Origin of the sequence: Streptococcus sp. 27098_8_113, assembly GCF_041432545.1 — a bacterium.
GTDB lineage: Bacteria > Bacillota > Bacilli > Lactobacillales > Streptococcaceae > Streptococcus.
Genome location: NZ_JAPVZU010000013.1, coordinates 16,431 through 29,929 on the forward strand (window position 1 = coordinate 16,431; position 13,499 = coordinate 29,929).

Below are 13,499 nucleotides of genomic sequence, written 5' to 3' on the forward strand. Positions count from 1 at the left end.
CCGCTTGCTTTGATGGAGTGAGAGGGAACTTTTGGGATATAAAAAGTGAGAATAGATAGAGGAATCCTTTCTAACTTCTTCTGATTTTATAGAAAATTGGAGGAACCTGTTATGACAAACGCACGTCGACTTTCGACCATTGCAATTCTATCAGCCATCTCATTTGTGCTGATGTACTTTGACTTCCCGCTTTTACCAGCGGCATCCTTCCTCAAGATCGAATTTAGTATCTTGCCAGTCCTTGTGGGCTTGGTGGTCATGGATTTGCCTGCTGCTCTAGGAGTTCTCTTGCTTCGCTCACTCTTGAAACTGCTTCTTAACAGCCAGGGAGTGAATACTTACATTGGTTTGCCAATGAATATTGTAGCTTTGGGAGTTTTTGTCATCGTCTTTGCTTTGATTTGGAAAAAGGAACGGACAACCCTTCGTTTCCTACTAGGCTCTCTAGCTGGGACTATTGGTTTAACCGTGGCTATGTTGGTTCTCAACTATGTTTACGCTGTTCCTTTGTACGCGAAGTTTGCCAACTTTGATATTGGAAAAATTATGGGACTTTCCAACTACCTCATGACTATGGTATTACCTTTCAACTTGATTGAGGGTGTAATCTTTGCTGTTTCATTCTGGTTGTTATACGTCCTCTTGAAACCAACCTTAAAACATTATGAGAGATAAACAAACATTTTTAATGAAGGGCAGTTTTGCCCTTTTACTTTTCGTCATATTAGGCTACATGGTCAAGTTTTATCCAGAGCAGCTAGTTGCCTTTGATAGCCCGATTCAAACTTGGCTGCGAGGAGACTTCCCCACAGCTTTGACGACATTTTTCAAACTGGTCACCAGTTTCATTGACCCGCTGGGGATTATTATCTGGGTTTCTGCCCTAGTCCTATTTTTCCTTTATAAAAAATGGAAGATCGAAGCTGCCTTGCTAGCTGGAAATCTGGTCTTACATGGGATTTTGATTAAGCTGATTAAACTCGTTTATCAAAGAAGCCGGCCAAGTATTTTGCATTTGGTCGAAGAGGGAGGCTATTCTTTCCCAAGTGGGCATGCCATGGCGACAGCTATTGTGGTGGGAACTTTGATTATTATCGTCCAGCAACGGATGCAAAATCAACAAATCAAGCGTTTGGTACAGGGCTTGCTCTTGCTCTTTATCTTGACCATTATGGCATCCAGAGTCTATCTGGGCGTGCACTATCCGACGGATGTGATCGGAGGAGCCTTGATGGGCTTTGCCATTCTCAATATCGAATTTCCCTTTTATGACCAGCTGCGCTTTCAATGGCGCTTCACAGGAAAGCAGAAATAAATAGAGATGAGAAAGGTTGGCTTTGCTGGCCTTTTTGTCTTGACAAAGAAAGTCTCTTTCTTTAAGATAGGAGCAAGTAAGATCAGGAGGTGGTATCCGTTTTGAATCCAGAAATCATCAAGTCGGTTTTAGCTCTTGTGGATGAGATTCCTGCTGGGCGCGTGGCGACCTATGGTCAGATTGCTCGTTTGATTGAGCGGCCTAAAAACGCCCGTTTAGTTGGGAAGATTCTCAGCCAGTCGGAGCTTTATGATGGCAAGCATCCTTGCCATCGGGTGGTCAATGCGGAAGGGCGCCTCGCACCAGGCTGGAAAGACCAAGCACACTTGCTCTGGGCGGAGGGAGTAGACTTGAAGTCCAATGGCTGTGTGGACCTCAAGCGTTATCAGTGGGAGGCATGATTTTCTTCTTTCTTAGTGAAGGGGGAAATTTTTGTTTCTAGGCTCCTTTTTGTGGTAGAATGGAAGGTATGAAATCTTACAATTCTTTGAATGATTATTATCGAAAACTTTTTGGAGAAAAGACTTTTAAGGTGCCCATTGATGCGGGCTTTGACTGTCCCAATCGGGATGGTACGGTAGCGCATGGAGGCTGTACTTTCTGTACTGTTTCGGGTTCTGGTGATGCCATCGTGGCGCCTGATGCGCCCATTCGCGAGCAGTTCTATAAGGAAATTGACTTCATGCACCGCAAGTGGCCGGATGTTCGTAAGTATCTGGTTTATTTCCAGAATTTCACCAATACCCATGAGAAGCTTGAAGTGATCCGTGAGCGGTATGAGCAAGCCATTAACGAGCCAGGTGTCGTTGGCCTCAATATCGGAACTCGGCCCGACTGTTTGCCTGATGAGACCATCGCCTACTTAGCTGACCTGTCTGAGCGCATGCATGTGACCGTGGAGCTGGGGCTTCAGACCACTTATGAGGAAACTTCAGACCTTATCAACCGTGCTCATTCTTATGAGCTTTATGTGGAGACGGTCCAGCGCGTTCGTAAGCTGGCTCCCAAGGCGGAGATTGTCTCTCACTTGATCAACGGCCTGCCGGGAGAGACTCATGAGATGATGCTGGAAAATGTCCGCCGCTGTGTGACGGATAATGACATTCAAGGAATCAAGCTCCACTTGCTTCACCTGATGACCAATACCCGTATGCAGCGGGATTATCACGAAGGGCGGCTGCAGCTGCTCAGTCAGGAGGAGTATGTCTCCATTATCTGTGACCAGCTGGAGATTATCCCCAAGCATATTGTCATCCACCGTATCACAGGTGATGCCCCGCGAGATATGTTGATTGGCCCCATGTGGAGCCTCAATAAATGGGAAGTTCTCAATGCCATCGAGGCAGAAATGCGTCGTCGTGGCAGCAAGCAAGGCTGTAAAGCAAAGGAGCAGAAATTCGTATGTTAAGACCTTTACAAATGGCCCATGCCTTTTTGGCTGAAGTCGTGACCAAGGAAGACACCGTAGTGGATGCTACTATGGGCAACGGACATGACACCCTCTTTTTGGCTCAATTGGCCAAACAAGTCTATGCTTTTGACATTCAGGAGCAGGCTGTGGAAAAAACCCGCCAGCGTTTGGCAGAAGCTGGCTTGGACAATGCCCAGCTAATCTTGGCTGGGCATGAGACTCTGGACCAATACACGGACCATTTCAAGGCTGCTATTTTTAATCTTGGCTACCTGCCTTCGGCGGACAAGTCTGTCATTACAAGACCCGATACGACGCTGGAAGCTCTGGAAAAGGTCTGTCAAGGCTTAGCAAAAGGCGGCCGCGCAGCTATCATGATTTACTATGGGCATGAAGGTGGTGAAGTTGAAAAAGATGCGGTGCTAGACTTCGTCAGTCAGCTGCCCCAGCAGGACTTCACTGTCGCCCTCTACAAGACCATCAATCAGATTAACAATCCGCCTTTTTTGGTTATGATTGAGAAATTAAAAAGAAAATAAGAATTTCGAAGTTTTAAAAACTTTCTAAGGAATCATTTGGAGAAAAATGGATAAACAATATTTGCATGAAAAATTGGCTGGCTTACGAAACAAATACGTCGAGTCTGCCAATGAAGAAATGACTGCTGGCCTTTTGGACGAGGCCAAAATGAATAAAAAAATGCTGCGAATCAAGAAAAAATTGGTGAATTTAGAAATGGAGCGCTGCCAAAAGATGATTGAGCACCGCGACCTATCCAAAATCGATCAAAAGATTTCAGCGCAAAAAGAATTGTTTAAAGAGTGCTGCCAGCAAAGATAAAGGAGGTTCAAAGTGGAAATCCTTCTCTACACGATTGTTTTTCTACTCCTGTTGGTTGTATCGAATGTGACCAATCGCTTGCTGCCCCAGCTTCCTTTACCTCTAGTGCAAATTGTGCTGGGAATTTCGCTTGGTTTTCTCCTTCCTCAGGGGAAATTTCATTTAGATACAGAGCTATTTTTGGCCTTGGTAATTGGGCCATTGCTCTTTCGGGAGGCTGAGGAAAGCAATATTACCAGTATTCTCAAGCACTGGCGAATCATTTTGTATTTGATTTTTCCAGTTATCTTTATTTCAACGCTTGGTTTGGGCTATCTGGCCCATCTTCTCTGGGCTGCTTTGCCCTTGGCGGCCTGCATTGCCGTAGGAGCCGCTTTGGGTCCAAACAGACTTGGTTGCCTTTGCTTCCCTATCAGAACGTTTTTCCTTCCCCAAGCGGGTGGAAAATATCCTAAAAGGAGAGGGATTGCTCAACGATGCGTCTGGTCTAGTTGCTTTTCGTGTGGCTCTTTTGGCCTGGACTACAGGAAGTTTTTCCCTAGGAAAAGCTAGTATATCCTTAGTTCTTTCCATTATCGGTGGTTTTGCCGTCGGGATGGCCAGCGCAGCCCTTAATCGCTGGCTGCATAAATTGCTGATGAGTGCCCAAGTATCAGATATTGCTAGTGAGCTCTTGCTGGAGCTGAGCCTACCCTTGGTTACCTTCTTTTTAGCAGAGGAAATTCATGTCTCAGGGATTATTGCAGTAGTCGTTGCAGGTATCTTTAAAGCTAGCCGCTTCAAGCGGATAACGCTTCTGGAAGCCCAGGTGGATTCGGTCACGGAAACCATCTGGAATACAGTGAACTTTATGCTTAATGGCTCTGTCTTTATCATTTTAGGAATAGAGCTGGAGATGATTGCAGAGCCAATCTTAAAGAGCCCGATTTACGATAATCTCTTGCTACTCGTGAGCATTGTCCTTCTGACTTTCCTACTCTTTGCCCTTCGGTTTGTCATGTTGTTCACTTTTTACTTCATTCGAATCAGAAGATTGCACAAGAATGTTGGAAACTACCTGAAGGAAATGCTGCTGCTGACCTTTTCAGGTGTCAAAGGAACCGTCTCCATTGCGACTATTCTTTTGATTCCGAGTCAATTGGAGCAAGATCATCCTTTGTTGCTTTTCTTGGTTGCAGGTGTCACCTTTCTGAGCTTTCTGACAGGTTTACTCACTCTTCCTCATCTGTCTGAGGAAAGAGAAGAGGAAGCCGAGCACCTGATGCACATTGCTATTTTAAATGAAGTGGTGAGTGAGCTGGAAGCAGGCCTCAAGCAAGCTAAGGCTAAGGCACCTCTCTATGCGGCTATTGACAATTACCATGGTCGTATCGAAAACCTAATCCTTGAACAGGAAGACAAGGCCACTCAGCGAGACTTGGCAGCTCTGAAATTATTGATTTTGAGTATCGAAAATGATGGTCTGGAGCAAGCTTTTGAGGAAGGAAAAATCAGCGATCGTAGCTATCATCTTTATCAGCGTTACCTACATAATATTGAGCAGGGCATCAATCGAAACTTAGTTTCTCGTTACATTGCGCGTATTGCGCATGTTGCTCCATGAAATCGTCACCCTTGGTGCTAGATGGCGCTCTTGGAGGCAAGGTGGAGCTAAGCATCTAACTGCTGAGGATATGGAGGATATAGCAGAGCTTTATCTGTCCAATACCGAAGTCATTATCGAAAGTTTGGAACATCTAAAGGGCATCTATAAGCCTTCTCTAATTACTTTTTTGCAGGAATCTCGACTAAGAGAAACGGAGATCATCGGTAGTGGTGCCTTCATCGAGCGTGTTATTGCGCGATTCAAGCCCAATAACATCTCAGAAATGATCTGGGGCTATTATTTGGAGAGAAAAATTATCTTTGAATACGAGAAAAAGAAATTGATCTCAAGTAGCTATGCAAAACGCCTGCGCCAAAATGTCAATAATTTAGAGAATTACTCACTGAAAGAAAGAGCCAATACCCTGCCCTACGACATGGTTAATTACGCTAGAGAGCGCTAGAAGATAAGGCTATCCAGTGAGCTCCACTAAAAATTAAATAGAATTCAAAAAGAGAACGGATAAAGTATTCCGTTCTCTTTTTGCTTTGTTTTAAAAAGTTTATCAAGACGCAGAGTTAAAGTCAGTTAGCTTTGGCTTTCATCGAGCTTAGTTTTTTCTGCTTCAGCCTTTTTTGCTGATTTGATGAGAATTTTTCCATTGCTAGTCATGATAGCTTTGAGATCTTTTTCGCTTGGATTTTCCAGATAGAAGTCAGTAATAGCATCTTCGATATGGTCCTGAATGGTACGGCGCAGTGGGCGAGCGCCCATTTTTGGATCGTAGCCTAGGTCAACTAATTTTTCCTTGACCTTCTCCTTAACATCCAGATGAATGTCGTTAGTTGCTAAGCGCTGGTTGACATCGTCTAGCATAAGGTTGACAATTTGCAGTAGGTTGTCCTTGCTGAGTGGCTTGAATTCGATAATGCCGTCGAAGCGGTTCATGAACTCAGGGCTGAAGAAGTTACCCAGCTCACCCAAGACGGAGTTGGTGCGGCCTTCACGCGCTGCCCCAAAGCCAACACTGGCTTCAGCTTTGCCCGTTCCGGCATTGGATGTCATGATGATAATGGTGTCCTTGAAGCTGACAGTCCGACCTTGACCATCGGTTAGGCGGCCATCATCCAGAACCTGCAGGAACATGTGCATGACGTCAGGATGGGCCTTTTCTACCTCATCCAGTAGAATGAGCGAGTATGGATTGCGGCGGACGCGCTCGGTCAACTGGCCAGCTTCCTCATAGCCGACGTAGCCTGGAGGGGCACCGACCAGCTTGGCCACGCTGTGTTTTTCCATGTATTCACTCATATCAAAGCGAATCATGCTGTCAGCAGAGCCAAAGAGCTCAATGGCTAGTTGCTTAGACAGCTCAGTCTTACCGACACCAGTAGGTCCGACAAAGAGGAAGCTGCCGATTGGGCGATTAGGACTTCCTAGTCCGACCCGATTGCGGCGGATAGCCTTGGCAATCTTATCCACAGCATCGTCTTGACCGATGACATGGGCCTTTAGGTCGCTGGCGAGGTTAACCAGTTGAGACTGTTCTTTTTCCTTCAGGTCACCAACTGGGATATTGGTCTTTTGCTCCACGATATGCTCAATGGTTTTTTCGCTGATAATTGGAATATCGTTATCTAGCACGCTCGTCTTCTGAAGTTCCTTGTATTTGGCAATCTGATCGCGGAAGTAAGCCGCTTTTTCAAAGTCTTCGTCACGAGTCGCCTGAGCCTTGAGGTTTTCGGCCTCAATCAGACGTTGGTCAATGACCTTGGGATCAACAAAGTTGAGGGTCAGATTCATCTTAGAACCAGCCTCATCCAAGAGGTCGATAGCCTTGTCTGGCAGGAAGCGATCTTGGATGTAGCGGTTGGAGAGAAGTGCCGCAGCTTCAATGGCCGCGTCTGTGTACTTGACATGATGGTAGTCTTCGTATTTTTTCTGAATCCCTTTGAGGATGGTAATCGTTTCCTCTACTGTCGGCTCGTCTACTTTGACCGGCTGCATGCGGCGCTCGAGGGCTGCATCTTTCTCAATGATACGGTATTCATTGAGGGTAGTAGCCCCAACCATTTGGAGTTCTCCGCGAGCCAAAGCTGGTTTGAGGATATTTCCGGCATCCATATTGCCATCGCCAGCAGATCCAGCTCCTACGATTTCATGGATTTCATCAATAAAGAGAATGACATCTTGACGGGAGCGAATCTCGTCCATGAGCTTCTGCATCCGCTCTTCAAATTGGCCACGGATACCAGTCCCTTGTACTAGGCTGACAACGTCTAGGCGGATAACTTCCTTGCCTTGGAGTTTGTGAGGTACGTCCCCATCCACAATCTTCTGGGCCAAGCCTTCCACCACAGCTGTTTTTCCGACACCGGGCTCTCCAATAAGGACAGGATTGTTCTTGGTACGACGATTGAGGATTTCGATGACACGAGTAATCTCTTCGTCCCGACCGATGACAGGGTCAATCTCTCCTTTACGGGCGATCTCAGTCACATTGATACCAAACTCTTCTAGGAGACCTTTTGGCTTTTGCGGAGCCTGTTGGCGTGCTCCACCTCCATGATTGGAATTGCCACCATAGCCACCGCCACCGTAGCCTCCTCCAGATTGAGTTGGCGGGATATTTGGATTTGGTTCTTGGGGTTGTTGGAAATTACCAAGACTGTTAAAGAAATCGTCAATAGGGTCAATTCCTTGGTTGTTAGCCTGAGTCAGTCCTCGAAAAAGGCTATTGTTAGGGTCTGTCTTCATGATTTGGTAGCAGTTTTGACAAAGGTCAATCTGCTGCTTGTTTCCGTTTACATTTGTATAGAGATGGATGGTTGATTCATTGATTTTACAATTTTGACAAAGCATATTCTACCTCTTTCTTTGGCCGTAGATCCACCTATTTTTAAATGGTCAAAAATAGTCAAAGTATTATAGTTTCATTATATCAGTATTCTTGCACAATGCAAGAATTTACTACAAAATCCTCCCTGAGACTGATTTTTTGAGAAATTATAGCGCGAAAAAGAGAAAAAAATGGTCTTTTACTGGTATTTCAGTTTCTTTTTATGGTAAAATAGGGGAGAAGCAAGTAAATAGGAGAAATAAAATGGAATCACATTTAGTTAGAATCATCAATCGTTTGGAAGCTATGGCCAAAGATGGTGGAAATTTAAAACGTAATTTTGAACGTGAAGGAGTAGTTGTTGCCGAAGTGGCGTACAGCTACGACGAAGAAAATGGACCAATTTTTACTCTGCGTGATGTGGCAGCGCGTGAGACTTATACTTTCGATAGTATTGACTTGATTGCCATGGAAATTTATGAATTATTATACTAAAAAGCAGGCTTCTGCTTTTTTATTTTGCTCGTCAAGCTCAGTCTTTTAATCTTATAACTTTATATAAGAAAAATGTATAAGTGGGACAGAAGGATTTCTGATATAATGAATAAATATAGTGAAAAAGAAATGAGAAAAGAATGGCAAACATTATTGACGGGAAAGCTTTAGCAGAAAAGCTTCAAGCGAAACTTGCAGAAAAAACAGCAAAGTTAAAATCAGAGACAGGTCAGGAACCTGGTTTAGTGGTGATTTTGGTGGGTGACAATCCAGCCAGTCAGGTTTATGTGAGAAATAAAGAGCGGTCTGCTCTAGCCGCTGGCTTTCGTAGTGAAGTCGTGCGCCTGCCCGAGTCAACGAGTCAGGAAGAATTGCTGGCTTTGATTGCTAAATATAATCAGGATCCAGCTTGGCACGGAATCCTAGTCCAGCTTCCTTTGCCAGCTCATATTGATGACGAAGCGGTTCTATTAGCCATTGATCCAGACAAGGATGTAGATGGCTTTCATCCGACCAATATGGGGCGACTTTGGTCAGGACATCCCTTGATGATCCCTTCTACACCAGCAGGAATCATGGAAATGTTCCGTGAATATAAGGTGGACTTGGAAGGAAAGAATGCGGTGGTGATTGGCCGTAGTAATATTGTCGGTAAACCTATGGCTCAGCTTCTGTTGTCTAAAAATGCGACCGTTACTTTGACGCACTCAAGGACCCATCATTTAGCAAAAATTGCAAAGAAAGCTGATATTTTAGTGGTGGCTATCGGACGAGGACACTTTGTAACCAAGGACTTTGTCAAGGAGGGAGCTGTCGTTATTGACGTCGGCATGAACCGGGATGAAAATGGCAAGTTGATTGGCGATGTTAAATTTGACGAAGTGGCAGAAGTGGCTAGTCTCATTACGCCGGTTCCAAAAGGGGTCGGACCGATGACGATTACCATGCTAATGGAACAAACTTATCAGGCCTTTGTTAGAAGTTTGGAGAAATAATAGAAAAGTAGCATTAGGCCGATCAATTTTCTCTTTCAATTGCTTTTTCGTAATCTTGTCGCTAGAGGTATTAGACAAGAAACTAGAGAGATAGGCTAAAGCGAGGCTGGGTCAAACGTTCCCCCTCGTTTTCTCATAGAGAATCTAGCTTTTTTATAGGTAGCCTGCCTGATTTTTCTAAATTTTGAAAACATAAGAGAAAACTGTGAAAGCGTTTGAAATTAGTTAGAAAATACAGTATAATAAGATTAGAAAAAGAAACTAGAGGAGGCTTCTCATGGCAGTAAAAGATTTTATGACGCGTAAGGTTGTATACATTAGTCCAGACACAACGATTGCGCATGCGGCAGATATTATGCGTGACCAAAAATTGCACCGCTTGCCCGTGATTGAAAATGATAAGCTGGTGGGTCTTGTGACAGAAGGAACAATCGCAGAAGCAAGTCCATCAAAGGCAACGAGCCTATCTATTTATGAAATGAACTATCTTCTGAATAAAACCAAAGTAAAAGATGTGATGATCCACGATGTCGTTACGATTTCCCAGTATGCTAGTCTAGAAGATGCGACTTATTTGATGCTGAAAAATAAAATTGGAATCTTACCAGTTGTTGACAATGAGCAGGTCTATGGAATCATTACGGATCGCGACATTTTCAAGGCTTTTCTAGAAGTGTCTGGTTATGGCGAAAAGGGCGTTCGAATGCGCTTTGTCACAGAAGACGAGGTTGGTGTCCTATCGCATATTATTGCCTTACTTGTCGAAGAAAACCTCAATATTTCAAACACAGTCAATATTCCTCGTAAGGACGGTAAAGTTGTCATTGAGGTACAAATTGACGGAGATATTGACTTGGTTTCCTTGAAGTCCAAGTTTGAAGCACACAATATAAAAGTAGAAGATATTACCCGCACTAGCGCAAAAGTTTTATAAAGTAAGAGCCTCAGTTGAGGCTTTTATTTTCTTGCCAATTGGCTTCCTAAGATGGTATAATCAAGGAACTGCAATCAATGATAGAGGAGAAAAGATGAGTATTTTAGAAGTAAAAAATCTCAGCCACGGTTTTGGAGACCGGGCTATTTTTGAGGATGTATCCTTCCGCCTGCTCAAGGGGGAGCATATCGGTCTAGTCGGCGCCAATGGTGAGGGAAAGTCAACCTTTATGAGCATTGTGACGGGTAAAATGCTGCCGGATGAGGGTAAGGTCGAGTGGTCCAAGTATGTGACGGCTGGCTATCTGGACCAGCATGCTGTATTGGAGCAGGGCCAAACTGTCCGCGATGTGCTGCGGACAGCCTTTGACGAGCTGTTCAAGACTGAGGCCCGCATCAATGAAATCTATATGAGCATGGCTGAGGATGGAGCGGATGTGGATGCCCTCATGGAAGAAGTGGGCGAGCTGCAGGACCGCTTGGAGAGCCGGGATTTCTATACGCTGGATGCCAAGATTGACGAAGTTGCACGAGCACTAGGTGTCATGGACTACGGTATGGAGAGTGATGTGACAGAGCTATCTGGTGGGCAGCGGACTAAGGTTCTCTTGGCTAAATTGCTTTTGGAAAAACCGGATATCCTGCTCTTGGACGAGCCAACCAACTATCTGGATGCGGAACACATTGACTGGCTCAAGCGCTACCTCCAAAACTATGAAAACGCCTTTGTCCTGATCTCCCATGATATTCCTTTCTTGAATGATGTGATCAATATCGTCTACCATGTAGAAAATCAGCAGTTGACCCGCTATTCTGGGGATTATTACCAGTTCTTAGAAGTCTATGAGATGAAAAAATCTCAGCTGGAAGCAGCCTACGAGCGCCAGCAGAAGGAAATTGCAGACCTTAAGGACTTTGTGGCCCGCAACAAAGCCCGTGTGGCGACCCGTAATATGGCCATGTCCCGCCAGAAAAAGCTGGATAAGATGGACATTATTGAGTTGCAAAGTGAGAAACCAAAACCATCCTTTGATTTCAAGTCTGCACGTACACCTGGCCGTTTTATCTTCCAAGCCAAGGACTTGCAGATTGGCTACGACCGTCCACTGACCCAGCCTCTTAATCTGACCTTTGAGCGCAATCAGAAGGTGGCCATCATCGGGGCAAATGGGATTGGGAAAACGACCCTGCTCAAGAGTTTGCTGGGGATTATCCCACCAATTGCTGGGGAAGTCGAGCGCGGAGACTATTTAGAACTGGGCTATTTCGAGCAGGAAGTGGAAGGCGGCAATCGTCAGACACCGCTCGAAGCAGTTTGGAATGCCTTTCCAGCTCTAAATCAAGCAGAAGTCCGAGCGGCTCTGGCTAGATGTGGATTGACTTCCAAGCATATTGAGAGTCAGATTCAGGTTCTTTCAGGTGGCGAGCAGGCCAAGGTTCGACTTTGCCTCCTCATGAACCGAGAAAATAATGTTCTGGTTCTGGACGAGCCAACCAACCACTTGGATGTAGATGCCAAGGAGGAGCTCAAGCGCGCTCTGAAAGAATACAAGGGCAGCATCCTCATGGTTTGCCACGAGCCTGATTTCTATGAGGGCTGGATGGATCAAATCTGGGACTTCAATCAACTAACTTAAAAAGCTATTAAGGCGGTTTTGCTTGCAGAGACGAGGGTATCTTCTCAGTCACTTGCAAGCAGCCGCTTTTAATAGCTTTAGTTTTTAATATCATATAGTTGCAAATGCAACTATATTGTGTTATAATTCTTCTTGTCGGGAGTTTTGAATTTTCTGTAAGATATGATCCAGTTGAAAGAGTTCAGATGAAGTCAGTTGATGCAGACTAGCCTGAATGTATTTATCCTCGTAGCCAATCAGCTTGTCATATACTTTTAGTGCAGGAGTCAGTGGATAGAGCTCCTTGAATTTCTTATTCTCTTGCTTGGTCTTTTTGACAATCAACCCTCTTTCTTCCAGCTTTCTTAGAGACCGGCTTAGAGTAGTCTTGTCAATCTGAACCAGCTCTGCTAGCTGAGATTGATGGATGGCGGGGTGTTCGACAATGCGAGTAAGAATGAGAAAGAGATTATTATCAAGCCCGTATTGGCTAGCTTCTTGGTTCATTCTCATCATGGCTTGACGGGAGATGAATCCCATTTGACGAAATAACTGACGGTAATCCATAAGAACTCCTTTGATAGTTGCATTTACAATGATTATATAATAAAGCAAGGACGGAAACAAGCATGTGGCATAAAAAATATTTGCAAGAGTTGGACACGCTGGAGTTTTACAAGCTTTTAAAACTGCGAATCGATACCTTTGTCGTCGAGCAAGAGCGAATCTATCATGAATTGGATGAGAAGGATCTAACAGCTATGCACCTTTTCCATGTAAATGAGCAAGAGGAAATAGATGCTTATGCCCGCGTGTTTGAGGAAGATGAAAAAGTCGTTTTTGGTCGCCTTGTGACGGCCCCGTCAGCCAGGGGAAAGGGCCTAGGGAATAGATTGGTAGAGGAAATATTGATTCTTTGTGAGAAAAAGTGGCCGAGAAAAATGATTGAGATTGAAGCTCAGGAGCAAGTCGTGGGCCTTTATGAAAAATTCGGTTTTGTGACTCAAGGAGAGCCTTTTATCTTTGAATCGACGCCTCATATCAAAATGATTTACAAAAAATAAAAAAATCCAGTTGAAGAACCGCTTATAATGGCAGTGTCTCAACTGGATTTTGCTTTCTTAAAACATAGAGTATTCATCGGCTAACATGACCGTCTCTCTGCCGTTATTATCCACAACGTAGATCATGCGAGGATAGAATGGGTCAAATTTATAGGTGAAATCAAAGGAGATGAGTGTATCGAGATGGTCCTCAGAGAAGCGAAAAGTCAGTTTCCCTTCGTTATTGATCAATTCGAAGCGAATCAGATTATTCAAAGGGAAAACATCTTTAAGGAAGTTGTCGATAATGTACCAGAAAGTGTCAATCACATCATCTGGAAGGCTAGTGATAGCGCCAAAGCTGGCATAGCGACCACAAGTATTGGTAAAAGCCATGAGACTCACTCCTTTCTGGAAATTTTGCTGT

14 protein-coding genes and 1 pseudogene are annotated in these 13,499 nt (G+C 44.5%); 12 read left to right on the top strand and 3 right to left on the bottom strand.

Features of this window, described 5'->3' with window-relative positions; translation table 11 throughout:
- The first annotated feature begins 111 nt into the window (after nt 1-111).
- The 7 genes and pseudogenes from O3644_RS07875 (at nt 112) to O3644_RS07905 (ending at nt 5,614) form a co-directional block, all read left to right on the top strand.
- Nucleotides 112-675, top strand: a complete 564-nt coding sequence (locus tag O3644_RS07875) for an ECF transporter S component (protein ID WP_045498937.1) — start codon at nt 112-114, stop codon at nt 673-675.
- Nucleotides 665-1,315, top strand: a complete 651-nt coding sequence (locus O3644_RS07880) for a phosphatase PAP2 family protein (RefSeq protein WP_148878019.1) — start codon at nt 665-667, stop codon at nt 1,313-1,315. The genes O3644_RS07875 and O3644_RS07880 overlap by 11 nt, the downstream gene beginning before the upstream one ends.
- Nucleotides 1,316-1,416: 101 nt before the next feature.
- Nucleotides 1,417-1,716 (top strand): MGMT family protein, encoded by a 300-nt coding sequence (locus O3644_RS07885; RefSeq protein ID WP_371595422.1) that lies wholly within the window; start codon nt 1,417-1,419, stop codon nt 1,714-1,716.
- Between the two features lie 59 nt (nt 1,717-1,775).
- Nucleotides 1,776-2,723, top strand: a complete 948-nt coding sequence (locus O3644_RS07890) for a TIGR01212 family radical SAM protein (RefSeq protein WP_371595423.1) — start codon at nt 1,776-1,778, stop codon at nt 2,721-2,723.
- The gene (locus O3644_RS07895) at nt 2,717-3,265 is read left to right on the top strand and encodes a class I SAM-dependent methyltransferase (protein WP_371595424.1); all 549 of its coding nucleotides are present in this window, start codon (nt 2,717-2,719) and stop codon (nt 3,263-3,265) included. The genes O3644_RS07890 and O3644_RS07895 overlap by 7 nt, the downstream gene beginning before the upstream one ends.
- 46 nt (nt 3,266-3,311) lie before the next feature.
- Nucleotides 3,312-3,566 carry a hypothetical protein gene (locus O3644_RS07900; protein WP_371595425.1) on the top strand — a complete coding sequence of 85 codons (255 nt, stop codon included), beginning with the start codon at nt 3,312-3,314 and terminating at the stop codon, nt 3,564-3,566.
- A 12-nt stretch (nt 3,567-3,578) separates the two neighbouring features.
- A pseudogene (locus tag O3644_RS07905) lies at nt 3,579-5,614 on the top strand (cation:proton antiporter).
- A 125-nt stretch (nt 5,615-5,739) separates the two neighbouring features.
- On the opposite strand, the gene O3644_RS07910 reads toward O3644_RS07905, so the two are convergent.
- Nucleotides 5,740-8,013, bottom strand: coding sequence for an AAA family ATPase (locus tag O3644_RS07910; protein WP_371595426.1), 2,274 nt, complete (start codon nt 8,011-8,013; stop codon nt 5,740-5,742).
- Nucleotides 8,014-8,254: 241 nt separating this feature from the next.
- On the opposite strand from O3644_RS07910, the gene O3644_RS07915 reads away from it, so the two are divergent.
- From O3644_RS07915 to O3644_RS07930, 4 genes are all read left to right on the top strand, one after another.
- Complete coding sequence (locus O3644_RS07915; protein WP_005592360.1) at nt 8,255-8,485, top strand: DUF1797 family protein; 231 nt, start codon at nt 8,255-8,257, stop codon at nt 8,483-8,485.
- 140 nt (nt 8,486-8,625) lie between these two features.
- Nucleotides 8,626-9,480: a bifunctional methylenetetrahydrofolate dehydrogenase/methenyltetrahydrofolate cyclohydrolase gene (locus tag O3644_RS07920; RefSeq protein WP_148888311.1), complete on the top strand. Its 855-nt coding sequence runs from the start codon at nt 8,626-8,628 to the stop codon at nt 9,478-9,480.
- Nucleotides 9,481-9,757: 277 nt separating this feature from the next.
- Nucleotides 9,758-10,414 carry a CBS domain-containing protein gene (locus tag O3644_RS07925; protein ID WP_048763750.1) on the top strand — a complete coding sequence of 219 codons (657 nt, stop codon included), beginning with the start codon at nt 9,758-9,760 and terminating at the stop codon, nt 10,412-10,414.
- A gap of 94 nt (nt 10,415-10,508) precedes the next feature.
- Complete coding sequence (locus O3644_RS07930) at nt 10,509-12,050, top strand: ABC-F family ATP-binding cassette domain-containing protein (protein ID WP_048763753.1); 1,542 nt, start codon at nt 10,509-10,511, stop codon at nt 12,048-12,050.
- Nucleotides 12,051-12,170: 120 nt separating this feature from the next.
- Here O3644_RS07930 and O3644_RS07935 read toward each other — a convergent pair whose 3' ends face one another.
- Nucleotides 12,171-12,596, bottom strand: coding sequence for a MarR family winged helix-turn-helix transcriptional regulator (locus O3644_RS07935; RefSeq protein ID WP_048763755.1), 426 nt, complete (start codon nt 12,594-12,596; stop codon nt 12,171-12,173).
- A 62-nt stretch (nt 12,597-12,658) separates the two neighbouring features.
- On the opposite strand from O3644_RS07935, the gene O3644_RS07940 reads away from it, so the two are divergent.
- Entirely contained in the window at nt 12,659-13,093 is a 435-nt protein-coding gene (locus tag O3644_RS07940; protein ID WP_048763757.1) for a GNAT family N-acetyltransferase, read from the top strand.
- Nucleotides 13,094-13,150: 57 nt separating this feature from the next.
- On the opposite strand, the gene O3644_RS07945 is transcribed toward O3644_RS07940, so the two are convergent.
- Nucleotides 13,151-13,468, bottom strand: coding sequence for a DUF960 domain-containing protein (locus tag O3644_RS07945; RefSeq protein WP_048763759.1), 318 nt, complete (start codon nt 13,466-13,468; stop codon nt 13,151-13,153).
- Nucleotides 13,469-13,499 lie beyond the last annotated feature (31 nt).